26 protein-coding genes are annotated in these 25,168 nt (G+C 56.7%); 22 read left to right on the top strand and 4 right to left on the bottom strand.

Annotated features, from left to right (window positions below; genetic code table 11):
• Window positions 1–48: 48 nt before the first annotated feature.
• From CAI21_RS20390 to CAI21_RS20350, 10 genes are all read left to right on the top strand, one after another.
• Window positions 49–423, top strand: coding sequence for an MAPEG family protein (locus CAI21_RS20390; protein ID WP_116303984.1), 375 nt, complete (start codon window positions 49–51; stop codon window positions 421–423).
• Between the two features lie 3 nt (window positions 424–426).
• Window positions 427–738: a putative signal transducing protein gene (locus CAI21_RS20385; protein ID WP_116303983.1), complete on the top strand. Its 312-nt coding sequence runs from the start codon at window positions 427–429 to the stop codon at window positions 736–738.
• 111 nt (window positions 739–849) lie between these two features.
• The gene (locus CAI21_RS20380; RefSeq protein WP_116303982.1) at window positions 850–2,766 is read left to right on the top strand and encodes an ATP-binding cassette domain-containing protein; all 1,917 of its coding nucleotides are present in this window, start codon (window positions 850–852) and stop codon (window positions 2,764–2,766) included.
• A 15-nt stretch (window positions 2,767–2,781) separates the two neighbouring features.
• Window positions 2,782–3,963, top strand: a complete 1,182-nt coding sequence (locus tag CAI21_RS20375; protein WP_116303981.1) for a BaiN/RdsA family NAD(P)/FAD-dependent oxidoreductase — start codon at window positions 2,782–2,784, stop codon at window positions 3,961–3,963.
• Between the two features lie 5 nt (window positions 3,964–3,968).
• Complete coding sequence (locus tag CAI21_RS20370) at window positions 3,969–4,688, top strand: pseudouridine synthase (RefSeq protein WP_116303980.1); 720 nt, start codon at window positions 3,969–3,971, stop codon at window positions 4,686–4,688.
• Window positions 4,689–4,818: 130 nt separating this feature from the next.
• Window positions 4,819–5,463 carry a carbonate dehydratase gene (gene can, locus CAI21_RS20365; RefSeq protein ID WP_116303979.1) on the top strand — a complete coding sequence of 215 codons (645 nt, stop codon included), beginning with the start codon at window positions 4,819–4,821 and terminating at the stop codon, window positions 5,461–5,463.
• A 335-nt stretch (window positions 5,464–5,798) separates the two neighbouring features.
• Window positions 5,799–6,344 (top strand): Slp family lipoprotein, encoded by a 546-nt coding sequence (locus tag CAI21_RS20360; RefSeq protein WP_116303978.1) that lies wholly within the window; start codon window positions 5,799–5,801, stop codon window positions 6,342–6,344.
• Between the two features lie 134 nt (window positions 6,345–6,478).
• A complete protein-coding gene (locus CAI21_RS20355) occupies window positions 6,479–6,985 on the top strand; it encodes a Slp family lipoprotein (protein WP_116303977.1) in 507 nt (168 codons plus the stop codon).
• A 33-nt stretch (window positions 6,986–7,018) separates the two neighbouring features.
• Entirely contained in the window at window positions 7,019–7,156 is a 138-nt protein-coding gene (locus CAI21_RS23410) for a hypothetical protein (protein WP_181919559.1), read from the top strand.
• A gap of 32 nt (window positions 7,157–7,188) precedes the next feature.
• A complete protein-coding gene (locus tag CAI21_RS20350) occupies window positions 7,189–7,515 on the top strand; it encodes a DUF2231 domain-containing protein (RefSeq protein ID WP_116303976.1) in 327 nt (108 codons plus the stop codon).
• A 61-nt stretch (window positions 7,516–7,576) separates the two neighbouring features.
• Here the strand turns inward: CAI21_RS20350 and CAI21_RS20345 are convergent, their stop codons facing one another.
• On the bottom strand, window positions 7,577–7,990 hold the full coding sequence (locus tag CAI21_RS20345) for a CopD family protein (RefSeq protein ID WP_116303975.1): 414 nt from the start codon (window positions 7,988–7,990) through the stop codon (window positions 7,577–7,579).
• Between the two features lie 403 nt (window positions 7,991–8,393).
• Here CAI21_RS20345 and coxB point away from each other — a divergent pair, with 403 nt between their 5' ends.
• The 7 genes from coxB (at window position 8,394) to CAI21_RS20310 (ending at window position 15,808) form a co-directional block, all read left to right on the top strand.
• Complete coding sequence (gene coxB, locus CAI21_RS20340) at window positions 8,394–9,431, top strand: cytochrome c oxidase subunit II (protein WP_181919558.1); 1,038 nt, start codon at window positions 8,394–8,396, stop codon at window positions 9,429–9,431.
• Window positions 9,428–11,932, top strand: a complete 2,505-nt coding sequence (ctaD, locus tag CAI21_RS20335; protein ID WP_116303973.1) for a cytochrome c oxidase subunit I — start codon at window positions 9,428–9,430, stop codon at window positions 11,930–11,932. Before coxB ends, ctaD begins: the two co-directional genes overlap by 4 nt.
• A complete protein-coding gene (locus CAI21_RS20330) occupies window positions 11,929–12,354 on the top strand; it encodes a hypothetical protein (protein WP_116303972.1) in 426 nt (141 codons plus the stop codon). Before ctaD ends, CAI21_RS20330 begins: the two co-directional genes overlap by 4 nt.
• Before the next feature lie 51 nt (window positions 12,355–12,405).
• The gene (locus CAI21_RS20325) at window positions 12,406–12,957 is read left to right on the top strand and encodes a hypothetical protein (RefSeq protein WP_116303971.1); all 552 of its coding nucleotides are present in this window, start codon (window positions 12,406–12,408) and stop codon (window positions 12,955–12,957) included.
• 46 nt (window positions 12,958–13,003) lie between these two features.
• Entirely contained in the window at window positions 13,004–14,206 is a 1,203-nt protein-coding gene (locus CAI21_RS20320) for a DUF418 domain-containing protein (RefSeq protein ID WP_116303970.1), read from the top strand.
• 186 nt (window positions 14,207–14,392) lie between these two features.
• The gene (locus CAI21_RS20315; protein ID WP_116303969.1) at window positions 14,393–14,824 is read left to right on the top strand and encodes a CBS domain-containing protein; all 432 of its coding nucleotides are present in this window, start codon (window positions 14,393–14,395) and stop codon (window positions 14,822–14,824) included.
• Window positions 14,825–15,427: 603 nt separating this feature from the next.
• On the top strand, window positions 15,428–15,808 hold the full coding sequence (locus CAI21_RS20310; RefSeq protein WP_116303968.1) for a DUF6763 family protein: 381 nt from the start codon (window positions 15,428–15,430) through the stop codon (window positions 15,806–15,808).
• A gap of 99 nt (window positions 15,809–15,907) precedes the next feature.
• Here the strand turns inward: CAI21_RS20310 and CAI21_RS20305 are convergent, their stop codons facing one another.
• From CAI21_RS20305 to CAI21_RS20295, 3 genes are all read right to left on the bottom strand, one after another.
• Window positions 15,908–16,375 carry a Dps family protein gene (locus CAI21_RS20305; protein WP_116303967.1) on the bottom strand — a complete coding sequence of 156 codons (468 nt, stop codon included), beginning with the start codon at window positions 16,373–16,375 and terminating at the stop codon, window positions 15,908–15,910.
• A gap of 64 nt (window positions 16,376–16,439) precedes the next feature.
• Window positions 16,440–17,405 carry a carbon-nitrogen hydrolase family protein gene (locus CAI21_RS20300; RefSeq protein ID WP_220348936.1) on the bottom strand — a complete coding sequence of 322 codons (966 nt, stop codon included), beginning with the start codon at window positions 17,403–17,405 and terminating at the stop codon, window positions 16,440–16,442.
• Window positions 17,406–17,408: 3 nt separating this feature from the next.
• Window positions 17,409–18,002, bottom strand: coding sequence for a GNAT family N-acetyltransferase (locus CAI21_RS20295; RefSeq protein WP_116303966.1), 594 nt, complete (start codon window positions 18,000–18,002; stop codon window positions 17,409–17,411).
• Window positions 18,003–18,177: 175 nt separating this feature from the next.
• Between CAI21_RS20295 and CAI21_RS20290 the strand changes: the two genes are divergently transcribed.
• From CAI21_RS20290 to CAI21_RS20270, 5 genes are all read left to right on the top strand, one after another.
• The gene (locus tag CAI21_RS20290) at window positions 18,178–18,438 is read left to right on the top strand and encodes a hypothetical protein (protein WP_147305188.1); all 261 of its coding nucleotides are present in this window, start codon (window positions 18,178–18,180) and stop codon (window positions 18,436–18,438) included.
• Between the two features lie 89 nt (window positions 18,439–18,527).
• Window positions 18,528–20,024 (top strand): R3H domain-containing nucleic acid-binding protein, encoded by a 1,497-nt coding sequence (locus CAI21_RS20285; protein ID WP_258868250.1) that lies wholly within the window; start codon window positions 18,528–18,530, stop codon window positions 20,022–20,024.
• 311 nt (window positions 20,025–20,335) lie between these two features.
• Window positions 20,336–22,294: a PrkA family serine protein kinase gene (locus CAI21_RS20280; RefSeq protein ID WP_116303964.1), complete on the top strand. Its 1,959-nt coding sequence runs from the start codon at window positions 20,336–20,338 to the stop codon at window positions 22,292–22,294.
• Window positions 22,295–22,311: 17 nt separating this feature from the next.
• Window positions 22,312–23,487, top strand: a complete 1,176-nt coding sequence (locus CAI21_RS20275) for a DUF444 family protein (protein WP_116303963.1) — start codon at window positions 22,312–22,314, stop codon at window positions 23,485–23,487.
• Entirely contained in the window at window positions 23,487–24,869 is a 1,383-nt protein-coding gene (locus CAI21_RS20270) for a SpoVR family protein (protein ID WP_116303962.1), read from the top strand. The genes CAI21_RS20275 and CAI21_RS20270 overlap by 1 nt, the downstream gene beginning before the upstream one ends.
• Window positions 24,870–25,168 lie beyond the last annotated feature (299 nt).

Here is a 25,168-nt window from a genome sequence, read left to right as displayed (position 1 = left end):
ACAAAAATTTAAGAACATAGGTAATGTTGTCTTTATTGGAGGATAAGAATGACCATAGCTTACTGGTGTGTTTTGATTGTCGGTTTGTTGCCATACGCCTTCGCGATAGCGGCCAAGGCGGGTGCTAGCGGCTTCAATAATCGCACACCGAGAACATTTCTGGCTGGCTTGGAGGGGTGGCGGAAGCGCGCCGATTGGGTGCAGCATAATACGTTTGAAGCTTTACCGTTGTTTGCAGCCGCCGTCATCATCGCCCATCAGTTGGATGCGGCTCAAGGAACGGTCAATACGCTTGCTGTGACTTTCGTGATTCTGCGTATCGTGTACGGTTTGCTCTACATATTCGATAAGCCTACCTTGCGGAGCCTGATTTGGTTTGCGGCGTTGATTTGCGTTATCGCGTTGTTCTTCGTAGCGGCTTAGGGAATGAAACGCGTCTATCAAGCTGCGGATATTCTGCTTGCCGGTCACATTCATGCGGTTCTCGAACAGCACGGGATTCCGGCAGTGTTACGGAATGCCTATCTAGGCGGTGCGGCCGGCGAACTTCCTTTGAATGAGTGTTGGCCGGAGGTCTGGGTCAGCGACGATGAGGACTATGAGCTGGCTCGGCGTCTTGTCGCCGATATTCTAGAGGCTCCCGGTGGCAGCGATTGGCGGTGCTCCGGCTGCGGCGAACTGGTCGAGGGACAGTTCGCCGCTTGTTGGTCCTGCGGGCGGGCCGCGCCCGAGCGTTAAGTAAATACCGAACAACGCTCTTGCCGCTGCGCTGCGCGGCTTGGTCTGGTCGGAGAAGGATGAGGAAATTTTCAGTGTTTCCGTCCCACTGGCCTGATAGACTTCACCGCCATGATATCTTTGCGTAATCTCACCTTTTATCGTGGCGCGTTGCCACTGCTAGAAAACAGCGAGCTGACGGTCCATGCCGGACAGAAATTCGGCATTATCGGCGCCAATGGCAGCGGTAAGTCCAGCCTGTTTGCACTACTGCGCGGAGAGTTACAGGCCGATGCCGGCGAAGTCGAACTACCGGCAACCTGGGTTATTGCTCACGTCATGCAGGAGACGCCGGCGCTTGAGCGTAGTGCGCTGGATTTTACGATGGATGGCGACCGCGAGCTGCGCGAATTACAACAGGCCCTTAGCGCAGCCGAAACGGCGGAGGACGGGCACCGAATTGCCGAGTTGCACGGTGCTTTGGACGCTATCGACGGCTATAGCGCGCATGCGCGGGCGGCTGAGCTTTTGCATGGCCTCGGCTTTACGCCCGAACAATTGTCTTTACCGGTAAAGCACTTTTCCGGCGGCTGGCGTATGCGGCTGAACTTGGCGCAAGCTTTAATGTGCCGCTCGGATCTATTGCTGCTCGACGAACCCACCAACCATTTGGACTTAGAAGCGGTGCTTTGGTTGGAGCAGTGGCTCCGCGCCTACCCGGGAACTTTGCTGCTGATTTCCCACGACCGAGACTTCCTCGACGCGGTCGTCGAAGGCATTGTGCATGTAGACCAACAGCGGCTAGTTTTCTACCGCGGTAATTACAGCGCCTTCGAAGAGCAGCGTGCTGCGAAGCTTGCGCAGCAGCAAGCTTTGTACGAGAAACAACAGCGAGAAATCGCGCATTTGCAGCAGTTCATCGACCGTTTTCGCGCCAAAGCGACTAAGGCCAAACAGGCACAGAGTCGGGTGAAAGCGCTGGCGCGGATGGAAAAGCTGACGCCGGCGCATGTCGACTCGCCGTTTCATTTTGAGTTTCGCGAGCCGCCGAGGGCGGGCAATCCTATCTTAACGGTGGATGAGGTCAGTGTCGGTTACGGTACCGAACCGGTACTGAAAGGCGTTTCTTTCAGTCTCCGCCCCGGCGACCGGATTGCTTTGCTCGGCCCTAACGGTGCCGGTAAGTCGACGCTGGTAAAACTCTTGGCGGGCGAGTTGGATGTGGTTGCGGGGAAGCGTACCTTTAGTCAGGGCGTTGTCGTCGGGTATTTTGCCCAGCACCAGTTGGAGCAGCTCGATGACCATGCCAGTCCGCTGCTCCATTTGCAGCGTTTAGACGAACGCACAGCGGAACAGAGCCTGCGCGATTTTCTCGGTAGTTTCGGTTTTCAAGGCGAGCAGGTCGATGCGCCGGTCGGGCCGTTTTCCGGTGGCGAGAAAGCCCGCTTAGTGCTGGCTTTACTGGTTTGGCAGCGGCCGAACCTGTTGTTGCTCGACGAGCCGACTAACCACCTCGATCTGGAAATGCGGCATGCACTTACGGTAGCACTTCAGAGCTTCGAAGGCGCTTTGATCGTGGTGTCGCACGATCGCCATCTGCTTGCGACGACGACAGACGAGTTCTGGCTGGTCTCCGGTGGCCGCGTTAGCCCGTTTGCTGGAGATTTGGACGATTATCATGCGTGGTTGGTGGAGCGTCGCGCGCAAACGGCCAGTGCCTCCCGACAGGCGGAGCCGGCCGGGGGAAGCGGGCGCAGCGCGGCGGAACGAAAAGAGCAAAAACGGCAGGAAGCCGAAAGGCGGAAACGCTTGGCGCCGTTGCGTAAACATCTTGAACGTTTAGACCGTGAGATCGCGAACTTGGCGGGCACGCTCGATGAGCTGGAACAGGCCTTAGCCGAGCCGGCTCTCTATGAGTCGGAGAATAAAGCGCGCCTGAGCGAGCTGCTTGCGCGCCAGGCTGAGCTGAAGCCGCGGCAAGAAGCACTGGAAGCCGAGTGGTTGGAAAAGCAGGAAGAACTGGAAGCCCTGCAGGCGGTCGAAGATTAGCCGGGCTTTAACGTAATGGCGAAGCACTACGATGTGATAGTGATCGGCGCAGGCGCGGCCGGGCTCATGTGCGCTATCGAGGCCGGCAAGCGCGGCCGCCGCGTACTGGTGCTCGATCATGCCAATAAAGTCGGCAAGAAAATTCTGCTTTCCGGCGGCGGGCGCTGTAACTTCACTAATCTCTACGCCGAACCGGCCAATTATCTGTCGGAGAACCGCCATTTCTGTAAGTCGGCCCTGAGCCGTTATACCCAGTGGGATTTTCAGGCTTTGGTTGCCGCCTACGGTATTGCTTACGAAGAGCGTAAGCACGGCCAATTGTTCTGCCAAGAGTCGGCGAAGGATATCGTGCGGATGCTGCTTGTCGAGAGCGAGCGGGCAGGGGTGCGAATCCAATTACGGTGCGAGATTTCAGCGGTTGCTCAGGTCGAGGAAGCCTTCGAACTGCAAACAAGCCTAGGCCGCTATGTTGCCGCGAGCTTGGTGGTGGCAAGCGGCGGCTTGTCGTTTCCTAAAATGGGTGCTTCCGGTTTCGGTTATCGGTTGGCGCGCCAGTTTGGCCTGCCGGTCACCGAAACCCGTCCCGCGCTGGTCCCGTTTACTTTGAGCGGGGCTGAGCATAATCGATGTGCCGAGCTGGGGGGTGTTAGCCTGGAGGCGGAAGTGAGCTGCAATGGGCAGTCCTTTCGCGAGGCATTGCTCTTTACGCACCGCGGCTTAAGCGGTCCGGCGATCTTGCAGATTTCCTCGTATTGGCGGGAGGGGGATGAGGTACTCATCGATCTTGTACCGCAAGTCGATTTAGCCGCCGAGCTGCTGGAGCAAAAACGGCAACGGCCGCGGCAGGCGTTAAAGACAGTACTCGCGGAGCATCTGCCGACGCGGTTTGTGCAGGCCGTGACTGGGGACTGGTTCGAAAATCGCCCGTTAGCCGATTGTGCGGATAAGACGTTAGAAGAGGTCGCTCGGCGTTTTCACCAATGGGTTCTCAAACCGGGCGGTAGCGAAGGGTATCGGACCGCCGAGGTGACCTTAGGTGGGGTGAGTACCGAGGCGTTGTCGTCGAAGACCATGATGGCCAAGTCGGTGCCGGGGCTTTACTTCGTCGGCGAAGTGGTGGATGTGACCGGCCAGCTCGGCGGGTTTAACTTTCAATGGGCTTGGGCGTCCGGCTGGTGTGCCGGCCAATACGTATAGTCGCGATGGTAGAGCTGGATATTCTTTATCAGGACGAGCATTACGTCGCGGTTTACAAACCGGCAGGCATGTTGGTCCATCGAACCATGTTGGCGTCGGCCCGCATTGTCGTGTTGCAATGCCTGCGCGATCAGCTAGGGCGTCGTGTCTATCCGATTCATCGACTGGATCGGCCTACCGCGGGCGTGTTGATTTTCGGCTTAAGCAGCGAAGCTGCTCGTGCGTTGGTCGGGTGTTTCGAGGCCCGGACGGTCCGTAAGGAGTATCTGGCGGTAGTGCGGGGCTATTGCGAGCCGGAAGGGCGCATCGATTATGCGTTGTCGGACCCGGAAACCGGCAAAGATTCGCAGCCGGCCATCACGGATTTTAAACGGCTGGCAACGGTCGAGTTGCCTATTCCGGTTGCACGTTATCAAACCGCTCGTTACTCGCTGATGCAGGCCTGGCCGTTAACCGGGCGTCGGCATCAATTACGCAAGCATTTTGCCCACTTACGACATCCGATTATCGGCGATACTACGCATGGGGTGGGCGAGCAGAATCGTTTGTTTCGCGATCATTTCGATTGGCATCGATTGCTGCTATTAGCCCGCAGCTTGTGTTTTGAGCATCCTTATACGGGCGAATCTATTCGCGTTTTTGCAGAACCAGATGCCGAAATGGCCGATTTGTTGGCGCGGCTTGATTGGTTAGAGACGGTCGCGGAACCTTCGCTGTCTCCTTAGTAGCTTCCAGAGTCTGGGCACTCTACTATATGTGCCGGAGTTCTCTAAGAATGCCGACGATACGCTCGCGCATTGCGCGAGAAGGACAGCAATACGCGGTATTCTAAAATTCAAAAAGGGGCAGATTGGCATGCCGACCTTGAAACACCTGCTTGAAAACAATCGCGCTTGGTCGCAGAAAATGACTGAGCAGGATCCGGAATTTTTTACTACGCTATCGCAGCAACAAACGCCCGAATATTTGTGGATCGGTTGTTCGGATAGTCGTGTGCCGGCGAATGAAATCGTCGGTTTATTGCCGGGCGAGCTCTTCGTTCACCGTAACGTAGCCAATGTCGTGGTGCATACCGACATGAATTGTATGTCGGTTTTGCAGTTTGCGGTGGAGGCGTTAAAAGTTAAGCACATCATCGTTTGTGGCCATTACGGGTGTGGCGGGGTGCGGTGCGCCATGGAGCACAACCAGCTTGGCTTGATCGATAATTGGTTACGGCACATTAAAGACGTTTACCGTAAGCATGAGCCTAAACTGAGCTGTGTGGAGAACCCTGACGAGCGGGCCGATCGCCTCTGCGAGTTTAATGTTATCGAACAAGTCTACAACGTCTGCCATACCACCATTGTGCAGGATGCGTGGGCGCGCGGGCAGCCTTTGGCCGTGCATGGCTGGATATACGGGTTGCAGGATGGGCTGTTGCGGCAGCTTGAAGTGAATGTGTCCTCCCCTGAAGAGATCGGCAGCATTTATCGGATGCGGCAGGAAGCGTTCGCCTAACGGGGACTGTAGGTCGCAGCCGCGCTTGCCTTTCCTTTGGCCAGGGCTCGACCCGGATCCATGGTTGCCGCCCGTGCGACGGTTAGCGCGGCAACGTTCTTCTCCATCGGCGCACATGAAGAACATGTTGTTGTTGATGCAACCTCTTTGATGCGGCGCTGTCGAAACGTTAGTAACTGGCGGCGTTTGGGGTAAGCGCGACGTTTGGCGTTGCATAGCCTGTTAAAGGGCTTATATTGATGCCAAGGCGTTGCGTGCTCGCGCTGTATACCGAGGCGTACCGTGGTTAAGCTTCGACGGTGCGTTCCGGCACCGTGACGACAGTGAGGCAGGCTATGAGAGCGGGGTTTCTGGGTATTTTGCTGCTCATTCTGGCAGGGTGCGCTACTACCATTCCTGACGGCGTGCGGCGGGCGCCACCGGATGCGCCGGACTTACGGAACGTGCGGTCGGACCCTGACGCCTACGCGGGGGCTGAGGTTCGTTGGGGCGGCACGATTGCCGGTATCGACAACCGCGCTACCCAGACATGCGTTGAAGTGGTGGGGCGCGAACTACAGCGAAACGGGCGGCCTTTTGAGGACGATCGCAGCCAAGGACGCTTTATGGCCTGCGTTGACGATTTTCTCGATCCTGAGATCTATCAACAGGGGCGGCAGTTGACCGTCCGTGGGGTAATCGAGGGTGTCGAAACGCATACGGTGGGCGCGTACCCTTATCGTTACCCGGTCGTTCGGGTAAGTGCTTATCAGTTGTGGGCGCCGGAGCCTGAGCCTCGTCCCCATGAGTGGGGGCCGTACTGGGATCCGTTCTGGCACGGCCCCTGGCCGTATCGTTACCCGCATCCGTTTTATGGGCCGCCTGGTTATCCACGTTGGTAGCCTTGCCTTTGACGGAAGCGCCGAACAACTCTCTTACCTCTCTGCGATCCGTTCTTTGGCGTTGAGCCAAAGCCGTTTTGCCGGCCGCGGTCGTAAGCTGTTGGCAAGAGACGTTTCTACATAGGGGTGAAGACATGCGCCAAGTTTCCGGCTGTTTTTTGCTGTTGCTGTTGCTGTTGCTGATGCTTGGTCTGGCTGCTTGCGCGACCGGGCCGGGCTTCGATCGTGCCGGCGTCGATACGGATATCATGCCGCCGCGAGCCGTGGCGGAAATGGATGCTCGGCAAGGCGAGCGCGTCATCTGGGGTGGTACCGTCATTAACGTGCGCAATTTGGAAGACAGGACGCGGTTGGAAATATTGGCTTATCCGCTCGACCGTTCGCAGCGACCCCGAACCGGTGCCTCTGCTGCGGGACGGTTTCTAGTCGACTATCCAGGCTATCTGGAAACGGCGGATTATGGGTCGGGGCGAGAGGTTACTGTGGTGGGCGAGCTGCTCCGCGAGCAGCGTGGCAAGGTTGGCGACGCAGAGTATCGTTACCCCTTGGTTGCTGCGGAAGATGTGTATTTGTGGCCGAGAGAGCCAGTGCGCGAACAACCCCGCGTACGGTTCGGTATCGGCGTTATGCTTAGCCGCTAGCTATTAGCAATGGCCTTATCGCAAGGAGGCGAGATGGACCAAAACGAAGAATCGGATGCGCCTCGCCGCCAGCATCCGTCCGGCGCGGCCAGTCGGTTTCATATTGCCGGCCATCCGCTGCACCCTATGCTGGTAACGTTCCCTATCGCTTTTTTTCCGCCACCTTGGTAACCGACCTCGTTTTTATCTGGTTAGGCGATCCGATGTGGGCGCTGTTTTCGTTTTGGTTGCTGGTGGGCGGTCTTGCCGGTGGGGCGGCAGCGGCGTTTGCGGGTTTTATGGATTTTATGTTGGTGCCGCAGATTAGACGCCATTTTTCGAGCTGGAGCCATATGCTGGCGGCGATTGTGCTCATGGCCTTGGCCGCTGCGAATTTCGTCGCTCGATGGAATGATCCCTTATCTGCGGTTATGCCTTGGGGGCTTTTCTTGTCGGTGCTCTCGTTTCTCGTTTTAAGCGTTGCTGGTTGGCTAGGGGGGAAGTTGGTGTTCGAGCACAATCTCGGGCCGGGGGTTAAAGGCAAATCTTAAGGCGAGGCCGGTCGGATGCCGTATGTTGGCCGACCTGCTTTGCCGGCGGGGTAGAGGGCCTTTAGAAGGGTTTGCCCACCACCAAAAAGATAATGGCGACGGCGACCAGCGCCGGTACTAGACTGTGCCATAGGAACCTCCGCCGTTGCCCCTGATATTTTCCGTCCCGAAGATCGGCGAGTACCTTCCCCTGATAAAGATGAACGAACGCTAGCCCGCTCACCAAGGCCAGTTTTACCGGTAACCAGCCGCCGTCGAACCCGAAACTGAACAAAAGCCAGAAGCCAGACAGCACGGTCAGGACGGCGGCTGGCGTCATGGCGAGTTTAAACAGCTTGCGCTCCATCATGAGGCACCAAGCTCGCTGTTCGGGGTCGGTACAGGCTGTGTGTTCCGAAAACAGGCGCGGTAGCGCTACTAAGCAGCCGAACCATACCGACATGAACAACGAGTGGAGAAAAACCATCCAAGGCATGCATCTTGCCCCTGGCTCGAATTGAGGAAGCACTAATGGCCCCTATCCCGCAGATCGGGCGGAGGCGATAAGGCGTTCCGAAAAGCCCGTAAAGGTGCGAGGAGTAATCCGCTTAAGAGCGCCGGAGCTCTTTGCTTCCACCCGTATTGTGTCTTCTGCAACAAGGTGTGGGCGCCGTAGGGAAAGGATTCAATAGCGCAGTCGGATCTTGTTATCCCTCTTCTTCCGCCTTACTTCCTAGCAGAGTTATCGACAACAGCTGTGGCGAGCGGCCTGGGCTATGTGGCGTTTACTGCGGAGTGCCGTTGTATAAAGCTCCCCGCCCGTCTCGATAAGCGCTTATATCCATTCTACCTCCTAGCGCACACATTACTTAATTCTGTAAATCGGGCAGACGATGGCTATGAATGCGTTACTAGGCACACCGGGCAAAGCGGTATGGGTACACCGGGTGACTGGTATCGTAATGCTATTGCCGTTTATCGCCGGTTTGAGTGGTTGCGACGGGATCATGTCCATTCTCGATGTGCGCGGGCCAATGGCCGAGCAGATTGCTCGCTTGTGGTGGGTGTTGTTCTGGGGCAGCGTCGTGCTTGGCGGAGGCACGATTGCGTTGGTGTTGTATGTGGTGACCCGTCCTCACGAGCGTGCACCACGCATCGGTAGCGGTATGGGCGTCATGATCGGCGGCGGCGTGGTGTTGCCGGTAGTGACACTATGGGCTTTGCTCATCTACGGCGTCAGTCTGGGCACGCGCCAAGTCGGCGGCGAGGAGCCGCCGGCTCTAACGATCGAAGTGGTTGGACACCGCTTTTGGTGGGAGGTGCGCTATCCGGACCCGGTCGAGCCTGACGAGTACGTCGTCAGCGCTAACGAGATCCATATCCCCGCCGGCGTTCCCGTCGATTTCTTCGTAAGTAGCGCGGATGTGATCCACAGTTTCTGGGTGCCGAACCTAGGCGGCAAGATTGACATGATCCCGGGGCGCGTCAATCAAATCCGCTTGCAAGCGAACGAGCCAGGGGTGTTCCGCGGCCAATGTGCCGAGTACTGCGGTCCGCAGCACGCCAGAATGGCCTTCTTCGTCCGCGCTCACCCGCCGGAAGCCTTTGAAGAATGGTTAGCGGCGGAAAGGGGCGAGGCCGAAGAGCCGACCTCCGATTTAGCCGTCCAGGGGCGGGAGCAATTCTTTCAACAGGCATGTATGGAATGCCATACGATCCGTGGGACGCCTGCCCGCGGCCGCGCCGGGCCGGACCTTACTAGGCTCGGAGCGCGAAAAACGTTGGGGGCGGGTACCCTGGAGATGAGCGAGGAGAACATCGCCGAATGGATCGCGCATAACCAACAGCTTAAGCCGGGTAACCGCATGCTGCCTTACGAGCATTTAGACGAAGAGACCTTGCAGGCACTCAGCGCGTATCTGGAGAGTCTGCAATGATCGAGCCGCGTAGTACCGCCGACCGTCTGGATGCCCGCTTTAGTATCTTCTGGAGTGCGCCGTCCGGCCTTGGCCAGTTGAGCGCGGTGAATCATACCTCAATCGGTAATCGTTTTATTGTCACCGGCTTTATTTTCTTTTTGATCGGCGGCCTGCTGGCGATGCTGATGCGCACACAGCTGGCCTTGCCGAACAACGATTTCATCGATTTCCAGACCTACAACGAGCTGTTCTCGATGCACGGCACGACGATGATGTTTCTCTTCGCCGTGCCCATCCTGGAAGGCTTCGCGCTATATCTGGTGCCGAAGATGATCGGCGCCCGGGATCTTATCTTTCCCCGCTTATCTGCCTTCGGCTATTGGTGTTACTTATTCGGCGGCGTCTTGTTGTATTCCAGCTTCTTCTTCGGTCAAGTGCCCGATAGCGGCTGGTTTATGTATACGCCCTTGAGTAGCCGGGAGTTCACGCCGGGAAAAGGCTCGGACTTTTGGTTGCTGGGCGTGACGTTTGTGGAGATTTCCGCGGTCACGGCAGCCATTGAGCTTATTGCCAGCATCCTACGAACCCGGGCGCCAGGCATGACGATCGTTCGCATGCCTTTGTTTGTATGGGCGATGCTGGTGGTATCGTTCATGATCGTATTCGCTTTTCCCCCTCTGATCCTAGGCAGCATCTTGCTTGAGATCGAGCGCGCCTTCGACCTGCCGTTCTATGCGCCGGAGCGAGGCGGCGATCCGCTATTGTGGCAGCACTTGTTCTGGCTGTTTGGCCACCCCGAGGTTTATATCGTTTTTCTACCCGCGACGGGATTCCTGTCGATGCTGATTCCGGCGCTGTGCGGCCGTCCTATCGTGGGCTACACATGGATTGTGATGGCCCTGATTGCGACCGGTTTCATCAGCTTCGGCTTGTGGGTTCACCACATGTATGCGACCGGGATTCCGCACTTGGCCTTGAGCTTTTTCTCCGCAGCCAGTTTGGCAGTCGTTATTCCTACATCCATTCAAATATTCGCCTGGATCGCGACTTTGTGGCTTGGTAAGCCGAGATTGAATGTGCCGATGTTATTCGTGATCGGCTTTTTTGTTAACTTCATTATCGGCGGTTTAACCGGCATTATGATCGCACTAGTGCCGTTCGACTGGCAGGTACACGATACGCACTTTATCGTCGCCCATCTGCATTACGTACTGATCGGCGGCATGTTATTCCCCTTGCTCGCCGCCTTCTATTATTGGCTGCCGCACTTCTCCGGTCGGATGCATTCGGAGAGTATCGGCCGTTTGGTTTTTTGGCTCATGTTCCTGGGCTTTAATCTCACTTTTCTGATTATGCACTTTACGGGTATGCAGGGTATGCCACGGCGGGTTTACACCTATACCGACGGCTTAGGGTGGGATTGGCCGAATCTGGTTTCCAGCGTCGGCGGCTTTGTGATGTCGGCCGCCGTGGGGCTATTAGTCGTCGATTTGTTGTTACATTTTTTCTATGGGCGGCGCGCGCCGCGCGACCCCTGGAAAGCGGGCAGTCTGGAATGGGTGACGCGATTGCCCCCGCAGCCCTATAACTTTATTAGTATTCCCGAAATTAAAGGGCGCGATCCGCTATGGGTTCAGCCGAATTTGGTTGAGCACACGGAAAACGGCGGTGGCTATTTGGCCGATCCCGCCAGCGGACGGCGCGAAACTCTCGGGACGAGCGTGCTTCAGGCGCGGCCGGAAGAAGTCATCCATCTGCCTACTAATACTTTCTTGCCCTTAGTGAGTGCCTCGTTTGTCGCCATGTTTTTCGTCGGTTTTTTGTTCGAGCTCTATAGCGTAGCGGCTGCCGGCGCGTTACTGGCATTGGCATCGGGATTTTTCTGGGCTTGGCGGAGCGGCGATTTACAGGATCCGGGAGAGGTCGATGCGGGGCATGGGTTACATTTGCCCATGCACCATAGAAATCCGACCGGGCCGGGCTGGTGGGGGACGCTAATTGCCTTATTCTCCAACGGAGCGCTCTATGCTTCCTTGCTGTTCGGTTACTACTTTTTGTGGACAGCCGTGCCCGATTGGCCTCCGTCCGCTTATGTGATTCATGATCTTCGTTTGCCGACGTTGGGTCTGGTCAGCCTTCTCGCCAGCAGCGTATGTGTACGCTGGGCGATCTCGCGGCTGCAACATGCGAAGTTGCCGCAGTTTCGTGCCGGCATCGTTGCGGCTGTCTTGTTGGCTGGCGGATTTCTTGTAGCCGAATTCTTAGCGATGCGCGCCTATGCGGTTCCCGCGGAGGCGCATGCCTATAGCGCTTTGCTGCACATCATCGTCGGTTATCAGTTCGTTCATGTCGGTGTGGCGATTTTGGCGGCGGTTTTCGTCTTAGTGCGAGTTCACTTCGGCTATGTTGGACCACAGCGGCAGCTCGGAGCGCGCGTTATGTCTTTGTTCTGGCACTACACCGTATTGGCCTGGGTGCTTGGGTATACAACCGTCCACCTCTCGGCGCTGACGTTATGAATGCAAAGCGACTCGGTTGGCTGCAAACGCATTCCTTGGTCTGGATGGTCAGCGGTTTGATCATCTGGTCAGTGCATTTTGTGCTTATCTACGTCTTACAGGCGGTTAGTTGTGCACTGGGATGGGCGAGCAGAGATCTGGCCGGTTTGTCTTTCATCAACGTAATCCTTGTGGCTATGACGGTGCCGCTCGTCTTGTTGTTGCTTTACCTGGCGTGGGGAAGTTGGCTCGCCTGGCGCTCCTCCGGGCGGACGCCGGACGACCCGACAGGGGTAACCCCGTTTATGGCATTAACCGCTTTGCTGATTCATGCGATCTCTTTCTTAGGGATCGTCTGGGTAACCTGGCCGGTTTTGTCAGCCCGCCTTGTTAGGCCAGTACTACAGGGCAAGCCTATCAGCCACCGTTTATTGCCCCATTGAACGTGTTTTAGATTAAGATCGCCTGATCTCGCGAAAATAAAGGGCTTGGGCATGCGGCGGATCGAAGGGCTGGTGGCGGCGGTACTTTTGCTAGCTTTGGCAAGTCGCGCCGGAGCGACAACGGAAGGCGCTCTGCCCTGGCATATCGGAGCCGGTTCTTATGGCGTCACGGTTGCCCATAGCGGCGACCACCGGGATCAACGGTTTGGCGGTCTGACCGTGTTCGGCGGCTATGCCTGGCATGATCATCTGCTGGTGCGGGCAGCGCTATATTCGGTCGAGCACGAGGACATATCGGCGCTTACCGCGCGTGGCTTCGAGGCGAATGCGGTGACGGGCATTAATCTCGCCTCGCCGGGTTTTAGGGCATACCTGGGGCTCGGCTTCTTCAGCGAGGAATGGGATCATCATACCTATGACAACGCCTTCGCCGGGTTCCAGCTCGCCTTTGGCATCGGGTACAGCTGGGAGCGGTTCGGTATCGATGCGTTCGGTGCGCTGCGCTCGGCGAACGACTACCGCGATTGGCTGGAGGAAATTGGAGCGCCGGCCGGCACGGTGACGGCTAGCGCTGGCGCCTTAGCGCTTTCCTATCGGTTCTAACGCTTATTTCCTTCAACATTCTGCCGGATTCCGAGGTGGCAGACGCATGGTCGTAACGACAGCTCCTACACGCGCGAACAGCCGAGTGGAAACGCTCGATGTTTTACGTGGTTTCGCTATCCTCGGCATTCTGATCATGAATATCCAGAGCTTCGCTCTGGTTACCGCAGCTTACGTCAATCCCGCTGCCTATACCGACTTTTCCGGCAGCAATGCGCTCGCTTGGTTTGTTAGTCATTTAATCGCCGATCAGAAATTTCTGAGCATCTTTTCGATGCTTTTTGGGGCCGGCATCGTGTTAATGGCGCAGAAAGCCGTCGATGCCGGCCAAGGCGCTTTGCAGCTACAGCTACGACGTATGGCGTGGCTGATGTTGTTCGGGCTCTTGCATGGTTATCTGCTCTGGTATGGCGACATTCTCTTCACTTATGCCTTGGCCGGCCTACTGCTGTGTTGGTTGTGGCGGCTCCCGGCTGCGTTGCTGTTTGTCTTGGGCGCCTTACTGGTAGCCGTACCGAGCGCTATGTTGGTACTTGCGGTGCCGGCTGGGCAAACGCCGACGATAGCCGCCGAGATGCTCCCCTTCTGGGCGCCGTCCGCCGAGGATATTGAGCGGGAGCTGACCGCTTACCGCGGCGACTGGGGGCAGCAGATGCCACTGCGTTTCGAGCTGATGAGTTTGAGCCTATTGGCTTTCCCGCTACAGACCTTTTGGCGTGTTGGCGGTTTGATGCTCATCGGGATGGGGCTTTATAAAATCGGCCTCTTAACCGGTGCGGTATCGCCTGCTGTTTGCCGCCGTCTGCTGCTCGTCGGGCTGTTGGCTGGCGTGCCTTTGGTGCTGCTAGGCGTGCTTAGAAATTATCAGCAGGGGTGGGATGTTCATTATCTGGCCTTCTTCGGCCGGGAGTACAACTACTGGGGGAGTATCGCAATTGCGTTAGCTTATGTTGCCGCCGTCGTCAGAGTCTGCCAAGTCGGTTACTTGCCGCGGGTTCGACAGGCGTTGGCGGCCGTTGGGCGTTTGGCGCTAACCAACTATCTTATGCAGACAGTGATTTGTACCACCCTTTTCTATGGCCACGGTTTGGGTTGGTTCGGTCAACTCGAACGAATGCCGTTGCTGTTGCTGGTGGTCGTCATCTGGGCCTTTCAGATAGTCTTTTCCCTCCTTTGGCTGCGTAGATTTGCCTACGGACCGGTGGAGTGGCTTTGGCGTGCATTGACCTATTGGCGCTTCAGATTCTGATTGCTTGTCTTGAAGTGGTTGAAGTAGAAGGTTTTTTCTTCTTCTAGGCCTTATTCCAGCGCTAGTCTGTCCCCACTTTGCCGAGTAGGCGTCGATGTTAGTGACGCGCTGATGCTTTGTTAGGAAGCACATCAGCTAATCGACATGTCCAGCCCTTAGCGGGCATGAAGGCAAAGGAGGCAAAACATGCAGGTCAGCGAAGCAATGTCTGGCAGCTGTCAGACCGTGCAGGCCGACTCGAAGCTGAAGGCGGCAGCCCAAATCATGCGCGATGCGGATGTAGGCATGTTGCTGGTTAACGATGAGTCGGGCCGGGTGATCGGCACGATTACCGACCGAGATATCACGATTCGCGCCGTCGCCGAACAGGTTGATTTAGATGCGGCAGGCGTTCGCGAGTGTATGACAAAGGATGTTGTCTCTTGCTACGAGGATGACGACATTAGCGATGCTATTCATTTAATGGAAGACAAGCAGCTGCGCCGTCTGTTGGTTTGTAATCGACAGGGGGAGCCGGTTGGCGTACTCGCGCAAGCGGATATAGCCCGGAAGTTGGGACGGTCGGAAATAACCGGCGAGTTGTTGCAAGAGGTTTCGAAGCCTTCGCATCCGCATTAAGCAGCATCGATTGTTGCCTGGTGTTTGGGCAATCGTGTCGCAGAGTGGAAACGGGAGGTTTCCACTCTGCAAATGTCGCCCTCATTTAAGAAAATCAGAGATGAGCGTTTAAGGCACGACATCGGTGTCGGCTGATGACGACAGATTGGCGAGCAGCCTAAGCCGTAAAAAGGCTCTAAACCGTCCGTAGCCAGCGGTAGGAACGCATTTTGCTTTATCCCTTGGGTGGGGCAAGGTGGAGTGGCTGGCTTATGAGTGAAGGTGACAATACTGCCGTTTGTATCCGTTGCGGTTGCCCGTTGAATCCGCCAAAAGGGCGATCGAGAGCTAAGCAAGGGCTTTGTTTCGTGTGTCAGATTTGTCCGCCGCCGGCGGTACAAGGACGCTTACGGCGGTTATTAAGGATTCAAGCGCGGCGACGGCCGGATGGTAGCGTCTATTTTATCCGAGAGTAGGCTCGGCGGGTTGTGTAGGTGGAGAGCGAAGCTCAACGCTTCGGTAGCATATCGCCATCAAATTGTTGATGACGTCTTGTCGTTGCCGGTTCCCGCCACAACCATCAGTCGAGTACCACAATGAGCCATAGGTTATGGGGTCGCAACGATGGCAACCGAAGTCGAGCCGATAGAAGGCAATTGGTACTACGACCGTGACAAAGATCGTCGATTTGAAGTGATTGCAGTCGATGAAGAGGAAAACCGAATCGATTTGCAGGATTTCGACGGAGATCTAGACGAGATCAGTTTCGATCTATGGTACTCGATGAATTTAGAGTTGGCGGAGGCGCCCGAGGAGTGGTTGGGGCCGATGGATGCCGTTGAGGAAGATGATCTGAACTACAGCGATCAAGCTTACGATACGGACCGGCAGCAATCGGCCATGGATCGTTATCGCCGCGAGCAGGTGGAATGGGCGGGTAAAGCACACCGGCCTAAAGGAGGGCCGAAGGCGGAGCGGCGACGTCAGCCACGCCAGCCACGTTAATCTTTAGTTATGTCGACCGCTCATGCAGTGTCTTTATCGCGCCAGAGTTTACGACATCTACCGCCCTTCTCCGGGCGGTAGATGTCGTGCGACGGCTGGCTAGCCCAGCAGGCTACGTAGCATCCACGCGCTTTTCTCGTGGACCTGCATGCGGCTGGTTAGCAGCTCGACAGTCGGTTCGTCATGCACTTCGCTAGCGACGGGGAGTAGAGAGCGTGCCGTTCGCACAACCGTCTCTTGGTCGCGTACTAGCTGGCGAATCATCTCTTCCGCCTCTGGTTGACCAGAGGCTTCTTCGATGCTGGTTAGCCCCGAGAACTCGCGATAAGAGCCTGGAGCCGGAAAGCCTAAGGCGCGAATACGCTCTGCGATCTCGTCGACAGCGGTGGCTAGCTCGGTGTACTGCTCCTCGAACATAAGGTGCAGGGTGTTGAATAGCGGCCCGGTTACGTTCCAGTGGAAGTTATGGGTCTTGAGGTACAGCGTGTAGGTGTCCGCAAGGAGGCGGCCCAGGCCTTCGGCAATCTGACGACGTTCTTCGGTCGGAATTCCGGTGTTAATATCCATGTTCGCCTCTTGTTGCTTACCTTCGTTTTCCTAAGCATAAAGGCGGAGGGCGGGCATGGCTAATTTAACTTATAGATGGCACCGATAGCTTTTGGGAAAGTACGTGTTCTTCTTCCCGTTTTTTAGCGTTTTCCGTTAGGGAAACATGCTCTACAGCGTCTACGAATGCGTATTGGCGAGGCCAATCGCGAAAGTTGAACACCTGTCCGTTAGCGCGGACCCCGCGTGCGCGTTTTAGCTCGACCCTGCCATAAACCCAGCTAGGCGCGTTGTAGTCGCCGCATGCCAGCACGCCGTTGCCCGGAAAGCCGCTATCAACCGGCGTATAAATGGCGCTGGCGCCGACGTTGATGTCCACCGCTTGCGACCACGGCGCTTCCCCGACTAGGCAGGACTGTACGACATGGCACTGGTTTTCCAGCGCCCGCGCCTGAGAGCCGATGCGAACCCGATGGTAGCCGGCTAAAGTGTCGGTGCAGCTTGGTACTAAAATAAGCTCCGCTCCGGCTTCGACCTGGGTTCGTGCGATAAGCGGAAATTCGCTGTCGTAACAAATGTTAATTCCGATACGGCCAAAGTGCGTATCGATTACTTTAATACGCGTGCCCGCGGAGATGCCCCATTGCTCGTTTTCAAACCGAGTCATGTGCAGCTTCTCTTGAAACTGAACGCTGGCGTCGGGCGCAAGCAGGTACGCTCGATTACGAAACTCGTTGGTTTCAACTCGCACCGGAAAGCTGCTTGCGAGGATGTAGAGGGCGTGCTTTTGGGCAAGCCGTTGATGGAGCTGTATGTACGGAGTTAACAACTCTTGTAGGGCATTTAGTTGCCCTTGCAGCGAACTATAAATGTCGCTTGCAAACAAGGAGGCAAGCTCCATCGAGCCGTATTCGGGGAAGATCAGCAGCTCGGCGCCGTTATCCGCGGCCTCTGAGACCCAGGCCGAAAGCTTATTTTCGAACTGCTGCCAATCGCCGAGAAAGTCGACGGGATATTGTGCGCTGGCGACGTTGATACATTCGCTGGCCAAAGCTTATACCCCTTTAGTCCAAAAGATCATAGGCTTCGGTGTTTCATGCGCCTCATCTAAGTCTTGCCAGCTCATGCTCGTGCGTAGATGAGGCTGTTTTCGATAGCCGCGGCGTTGCCAGAAGACGTCGAGCGGTGTGTAGCCTTGCGGCCGGCGGGGGTGGTCGAGCGGGCGCTCGACGGCGCAAAAGCTAATCGTGTCGAACCGGTTCAGGGCCTGAGCGTGCGCCTCGCGCTCCTCAAAGAAGGCAACCCCGAGTCCACGCCCCCGATAGTCCCTGAGCAGGACGGATTCGCCGCAGTAGAAAACCCGTTCCACATCGTAGCCCTGGTCCTGGAAAGGCTTTTGAATTTCCGGCGTCTCGTCGCTGAGCGGAATGCCGCTGGAGGCGCCGACGACCTGGTCGTTGTCGAAGACGAGAACAATCACGCTATCTGGCGCGTCGGCGTAGGTTTGTAGGTAGCGTTGCTCATAGACTGGATCGCCTTCGTAAAGATAAGGGAAGTCCCGAAAGACCGTAATGCGGAGGCGAGCGAGATCTTCCAGGTGGGCCTGTAAAGCGGCACCGGATTTGCGTACGACGCGCAACCCTGTCATGGCGGTCCTCAACAATGTCGGCTGGTGCGGTTCGGCTTGGAATGTTCGAAAAGTCGTCGCCCTCGGCGGCAGGCAATAGTAGCAATGAAGGCCGATGTTGTCAGTGGTACCGTGCCTGTCTGGTAATTCATAAGTGTCAGCTTATTCCTGCTACATTTAGACAGGAAGTAGGCGAATGCGGAGAGCTGCGATGCGCGGGACGGTCAAGTTGTTGAACCGGGACGACGGAATCGTCGGGATAGAAACCGAACACGGCGAGTATACCGTGCTTGGTCTGTTGGAGGACTATGAAATCGCCGAAGGCGATGTTATCAGCGGCCCTTTGGAGGCCCTGGATCAACAGCTGATGAATAACGAGACGCGCCAGCTCCAGATGAATGTTTACGTGGAAGACTGCGAGTTGCAATATGAGGATGCGAAAGTAAAAGTCGGGTAAGACGCCCTGTTGAAATTTGGCTGCTTGTCCGCATCGCTGGCTCGACAGGCGTAATAATGCTTAAGCCCTTAGTTATGAGATCGCAGTGTGTGAGTGCGCAAGAACGTGTCGACGATCTAGATTTACTATTAGCCACCCTACCTACCAGTTTACGGCACGCTTTTCCTAACCTGCCGCGCGAAGAACTGCTGGAAATCGTGCTCGATTTAGGCCGCATTCCGCAGGCGCGTTATGTTTCTCATACCGTGAATTTGGCCGCGGAGCCTGTCGCACTGGCCGATTTGGATGCAGTGATAGCGCAGGTCGGAGACTTTGGGGCCGACAACCGAGCCGGTATCGAAGGCACCTTGCATCGTATTTCTGCCATCCGTAACCGCAAAGGGCGGGTGATCGGTCTGACGCTGCGGGTGGGGCGGGCAGTTTACGGCACCATCGATGCTGTCCGAGATCTCGTTGAGGGTGGGAAGAGCCTGCTGCTGCTGGGGCGCCCAGGCGTAGGGAAGACGACTCGCCTGCGAGAAATTGCGCGGGTGCTGGCGGACGAGCTTAATAAGCGTGTCATCATTATCGACACCTCGAACGAGATCGGCGGCGATGGCGACGTTCCTCATCCGGCGATCGGGAGCGCCCGGCGCATGCAGGTGCCGCACCCTGTCGAACAACATGCCGTGTTGATCGAAGCAGTCGAAAACCATATGCCGGAGGCCATTGTCGTCGACGAGATCGGTACCAGTGCCGAAGCGCTGGCGGCGCGGACCATTGCCGAGCGTGGTGTACAGTTGATTGGCACGGCGCACGGAACGGTGTTGGAAAATCTGGTGCTGAACCCGACCCTCTCCGACTTGGTCGGCGGCGTGCAAACGGTGACGCTGACCGATGAGGAGGCGCGCTTACGCGGAACGCAGAAAACGGTGAGCGAGCGTAAGGCGCCGCCGACCTTCGATGCCGTTGTCGAAATCGTAGGCCGCGAGGAGGTCGTGGTTCATCCCGATACGGCGACTGCCGTCGACAAGCTATTGCGTACCGGAGTAAGCAGCGGTGCGCGCCGGCTATCAGGGCAGGCGGAGCAGGTTTTGTCTATGGATGCAGAGCCTGAACCCGCTCTGGTAAAACGGCCGGCAGTGCGGAAGCCGGCCATTATCTTTCCCTATGCGTTAAGCCGGGACTCCGTCGAGCGTGTTCTGCGCGATCTGCAACTCGATGCGCGTACCGTAGGTAAGCCGGACCGGGCGACCATCGTACTCGCCTTGCGCTCGCGTGCCGACGATCCTCGCTTGCGCCGTATTCTCGAGACCACGGGTGCAGAGTTATATACGGTAAAGAAGAATAGTACTGCCCAGATCCGCCGAATTCTGCAGCGTATCTTTAATGTGGTAGCCGGTGTTGAACAAGCGGAAATCGATGCCGCCGTGCGCGAGGTCGAAGCGGCGGTTGAACAGGTGTTAAGTCGCCATGAGCCGGCGCGGCTCTCGCCTCGCTCGTCGGCGGTGCGCAGCGTTCAACATCGGGTCGTATCGCGCCATCACCTCCTCGCGGAAAGCCAAGGTAGCGAGCCCGAGCGGCATCTGGTTATCTATCCCGGCTAGCATTCCAACCTTATTGTCGCTTATGGCTGCGCCGCATAGCCAGGGCGCGGAAAAGGCGCTCTACACCCCGCCATGCTCCAGGCGGGAAAAGCCCCCCGGAGTTCTTTTCTGCATCACTAAAGAAGCGAGCGTACGTTGGGTGAGGGGACCTTAAGCCCCACCCTTTGTAAAAGGCGCCACTTCACGCGCTGGTCATAGTGCTGGTCTGCCAAGTTCCCTAAGGCTTTCCAGGCAGCGGATCAACCGAATCACCAGTTTGCGCACAAGTTCGTCGCTCGGACATGGCAGCAAATCCTAGCGAGGGGGTGCAGATGAGTCTCCATAGTACAAAACAGGGTGGACGGCAGGCGAAATTCATCGAGTCACTGACCACCTTTACGCAGGAACACCGGGCCAAGCACTGGGAAGGGAGTTTCGCCACCTTCCTTGAAGAAGTGGTGCCCGAAAAAGCGCCATTGATCGCTCGCACCAGCCATCAATATCTATGGGATATGTTGCGCTGGATTCACCAACGCGAGCGGGCGGGGGCGGACCCAGAGGGCAGCAAGAATATTCAGCTGTTCTCGCATGACCTGTTCGGCATGGACGAACCCTTGCAGCGGGTTATGGACTATTTCAAAGCGGCAAGCGCGGGGTCCGAAGTCGGGCGTCGACTGTTGCTGCTACTCGGCCCTCCTTCGGGCGGCAAATCCAGCCTCGTTATTTTGCTAAAAAAGGGGCTAGAAGAGTACAGCCATACCGACGAAGGCGCCGTTTATGGCATTCAGGGATGTCCTTTGCACGAATCGCCTCTGCACTTAATTCCGCACACGTTGCGGGCAGAGTTTCGCGATACCTACGGTGTCGAGATCAGCGGCGAACTGTGTCCTCATTGCCAAGCACGCTTGGAAGACGAGTTTGGCGGGGATTTCATGCGCTTCCCCGTTGAACGTATTTTCCTCTCCGAGGCCAGTCGGGTTGGCGTGGGAACCTATGCGCCCCATGACCCGACGACGGCCGATATGGCCGACCTGATCGGCTCTGTCGATCTCTCGAAAGTGGCCGAGTATGGCGACGAAGGCGATCCGCGTGCTTGGTCCTGGTCCGGAGCGGTATACGCCGCCAGCCGCGGTCTGCTAGAGATGATCGAGATATTGAAGGTAAAGCGCGAGTTCCTGTATTTGCTGCTCACGCTTACGCAGGAAAAGAACGTTAAAGTATCGCGTTTTCCACTGATCTATCTGGATGAAACCATTATTGCGCATACCAACCTGGCGGAGTTCCGTAAGTTCCTGCAGGAGACCGAGAACGAAGCGCTGCTGGACCGCATGGTTATCATCCAGGTGCCGTATACCCTTTCCTTTAAGGACGAAGCGCGCATCTACCGCAAACTAATTGCGGCCGCGCCGACCTTTCGAGAGGTCCACATGGACCCTCATGCGCTTGATGTGGCGGCAGTGTTTGCGGTGCTCTCACGGCTTAAACCGGCTGAGCGAGAAGACCTGGATCTCGGCAAGAAGCTACGGCTCTATGCCGGAGAAGACGTCGAAGGCTTCACCTCCGCCGATATCGAACGAGTTCGCTTGGAAACGCCCGACGAAGGCCTTTCCGGTATTAGTCCGCGCTTTGTGGTTAATGCGTTGTCGAATGCTATTGCTAGCAGCGAGGTGAAAAGCCTCACAAGCATGGAAGTGCTGCTGACCCTGAAGGACGCGATCGAGAACGATGCTCGTATCGATGCCAAGCAAAAGCGGGCTTGGGTCGATTTCCTCGTCACAGTACGGAAAGACTTCTACAACCACTGGGCCAAGGAGGATGTGCACAAGGCGCTCTTCGCCTCGTTCGAGACAGAGGCCCAGTCCTTGCTCGATAAGTATTTGGACGAAGTCGAAGCTTCCCTTGATAAACGTGAGGTGACCGACCCGATCACCGGCGAGAGTCGGCAGCCGGATGAACGTTTTCTCCGCTCTGTGGAGGAGAAAATCAAAGTATCCGATGCGGGCAAAAGCAGCTTCCGTCAGGAGGTGGTGCGCAAAGCGATGGTGGCGTTTAAGCGCGGCGAGAAATTTACCTTGGATAACCATGGCCGGCTGAAGGAAGCGGTGGAGAAATATTTGTTTGAAGAGCGGCGCGACGTTCTGCGCTTAGTGACGTCCGTGGCAAGGCCGGACGACGAAGCGCGAGAGAAGATTGCCGCTGTCGAGGAGCGCCTTATCTCTGAATACGGATACGACCGTCACAGTGCCCGAGAGGCGCTTAACTATGTGACGACATTGTTGTCTCAGGAGTAAGCAACAGGGGGGCATTTATGTCGCTCTCGGAAACCCTGGCAGGCGAACAGGGTAATCGTTGGTACGATTTGTTCTCCCGCGGTACCCGCGATTGGCTTCGCCATAACGAAAAGGTTCGGGAAGCTGTGCGGGATGCGCTGCCGAACCTGGTCGGGAAATCGGACATTTTATCGCGGCCGGACAACCGCACGGTGCAAGTGCCGTTTCGGATGATGGAGCACTACCGATTTCAGCTATTAAAACCTAGCCGGCGCAGCGGTGCCGGACAGGGTAAGGTTGAGCCCGGAGACGTACTAGTCCCGGGGCAGGGGCCCCAACGTCCGGCTCGCGGTAGCGAGGGCGAAGGCGGCAACGAAGAAGGCGGCCCACAATTCCTACTTGAGTTTCAGGTCGACGATATCTTGGACTGGCTGTGGGAAGAGCTTGAGTTGCCGAACTTGCAGCCACGCGATGGTGCCGAGATCGAGACTATGGACTATCGTCGGGAAGGCTGGGATAAGCGCGGTGCACGTTCGCGGCTCGACCGCCGCCGAACCGTCAAAGAGGCGGTCAAGCGGCGTTCGGTCGCAGGTCAAAGCGCTACGCCGTTTACCAACGACGACTTGCGCTTCCGACAGTTAGTACGGCGTCCCCAGCCGAGTACGCGGGCAGTCGTATTTTTCCTGCTCGATGTCTCTTCTAGTATGGACGATGCCTGCCGCAAGTTGGCGAAGAGTTTTTTCTTCTGGGCGCTGCAAGGGATCCGCCGGCAGTTTACTCACATAGAAACAGTCTTTATCGCTCATACCGTACAGGCCTGGGAGTTCGACGAATCCCAGTTCTTCCAAGTGCGTGGCGAGGGCGGTACCAAAGCCAGCTCGGCATTGCGGAAAGCCTTGGATGTATTCGATGAGCGTTATGACAACAGCCGGTATAACAGCTACTTGTTCTATGCCGGCGATGGAGAAAACTTCTTCGACGACCGCGAGGCCTCGCGGCTTGCTCTAAGTAAGCTTGCCGAAACGATGAGTTTCCTCGGCTACGCTGAAGTGGCAAGCGTGCGTGCACGTCAGCTCAACACCGAAATGGCTGCGTTGTTTCACGCGCTTGTCAGCCGAGGCGTAGCGGCGGGAAGTTACTCGATCTCGCGCGAAGAAGATATCTGGCCGGCCATTAAGTCTTTCTTCACGGATCAGACAGCGGAGGCCTCCTAATGACTCAGAGCCTAGCCGATTATGTGCCGCGGATCGAAGATCTCGGAAAGGAGTTAGGGCTTCGCTACCACCCCGTGGAATTTGAGTTAGTGCCGCCGAGCTTCATGATGGAGGTCGCTGTCTACGGCTTGCCGGTGCGAATGCCGCACTGGTCGTTCGGCGTTCGTTGGATCTATCAAATGGTCCAGCACAAAATGGGAAACTCGAAGATCTTCGAAGTCGTCTTTCCCGGCAACCCGAACCGCGCTTATCTGGTTAACAGCAACGGTATCCACGAAAACTCTTTGGTTGTCGCTCACGTATTGGGCCATGCCGACTTCTCGCATAACAATCTACTGTTCGTGAACAGTCAGCGAGAAGCCGGCTACCATATCGTCGAGCAGGCAGCGGCTCATGCGCACCGTATTGAGCAAGCAATAGAGGAGGTAGGTGCCAAGCGTGTCGAGGAAGTGCTAGATGCCGCGCTGGCTTTAGAGCAGCACATCGATACGCGATCTCCCATTAACCGACCGCATTTCCCGACCACCGTGCAAAAACCGCGTAAACCGGAGGCGGACGAACCCGCTTTTATGGGGCGTTTCCAACAATTGCCAGGGCAGGGCGGCGAGGCGGAGAAAACCTCTGAGGCGCCGCAACGAGCCAAAATACCTCCGCAGCCGGAAGCCGATCTGCTTTGGTTTATCGCCCATTACGGACCCGATATGGAAGACTGGGAGCGAGACATCTTTCTCGCCGTGCGAGAAGAGTCCTACTACTTCCAGCCAGTCTTCAACTGTCAGATCATGAACGAAGGTTGGGCGTGTTACTGGCACGCGAGGATTCTAAGAGAAGCCGACTTCCTTCCTGACGAGCTCTACCTGGATGCGATGAAAACGCACTCCGATGTTGTGCGGCCCTATGCAGCCGAAAAGCAGGTCGCCTTAGCCGTCAACCCTTATCACCTCGGTTTTCATATCTGGACCAAGCTCATACAAGAGCGCGGCGTGGAGGCGGCTCGCCGGATTATGGAGGAAGAGGACGATTTCGGGTTCGTTCGTAATTATTTGGATCCGGAGCTTGCGCGGGATTTGGATTTGTTCGTCTATCAAGCAGGTCGCGACGGCGAGGTTCGCGTCAAGGAATCCAATATCGATCAGCTCTATGAGGCAATCCTCGCCCCGAAATACAACTTCGGGGCGCCTCGTGTTTTCGTCGACGCCATCAAATCCGATGGCAGCCTGGTCCTGGTCCATGATCATTCGACAGACGGGCGTGGCTTAGAGCCTAACCATGCTCGCCATGTTCTGGGCTATATCCACCGCGTATGGCGTCGGCCGGTGTGCATTAATACCGTGGACATGAAGGGCGAAGCGCAAACTCTACAAGTAGGGCGGGCCGCCTAGGTCTACTTGCCGAGCTGTTGCGGGACTTCATTTCCTACGAGCGTTGTTGGCGAATCAAGGGCTTAAGCGGAGGCTGTAAAAAAGCTGTAAAATAACCCTTGACCGGGCCTCAGGACGGTGTAAAATCGCCGTCCTCTGATGAACGACACGCAGCGCTAAGGCGCTAGCGAGTCGGCCTGAGAAGCCCGGAAATAAAGGGCTTGACAGGGGAGAGGGAAAGCGTAAAATGCGCGTCCCTGCTGAGGCGAAAGGCCTTGGCGCTGAGGCGGAGCCGAAGGGTTCTGCGCTCTTTAACAAGA

Source organism: Alkalilimnicola ehrlichii, from assembly GCF_003399765.1.
Lineage (GTDB): Bacteria > Pseudomonadota > Gammaproteobacteria > Nitrococcales > AK92 > AK92.
This window is presented reverse-complemented; position numbering and strand designations above follow the sequence as displayed.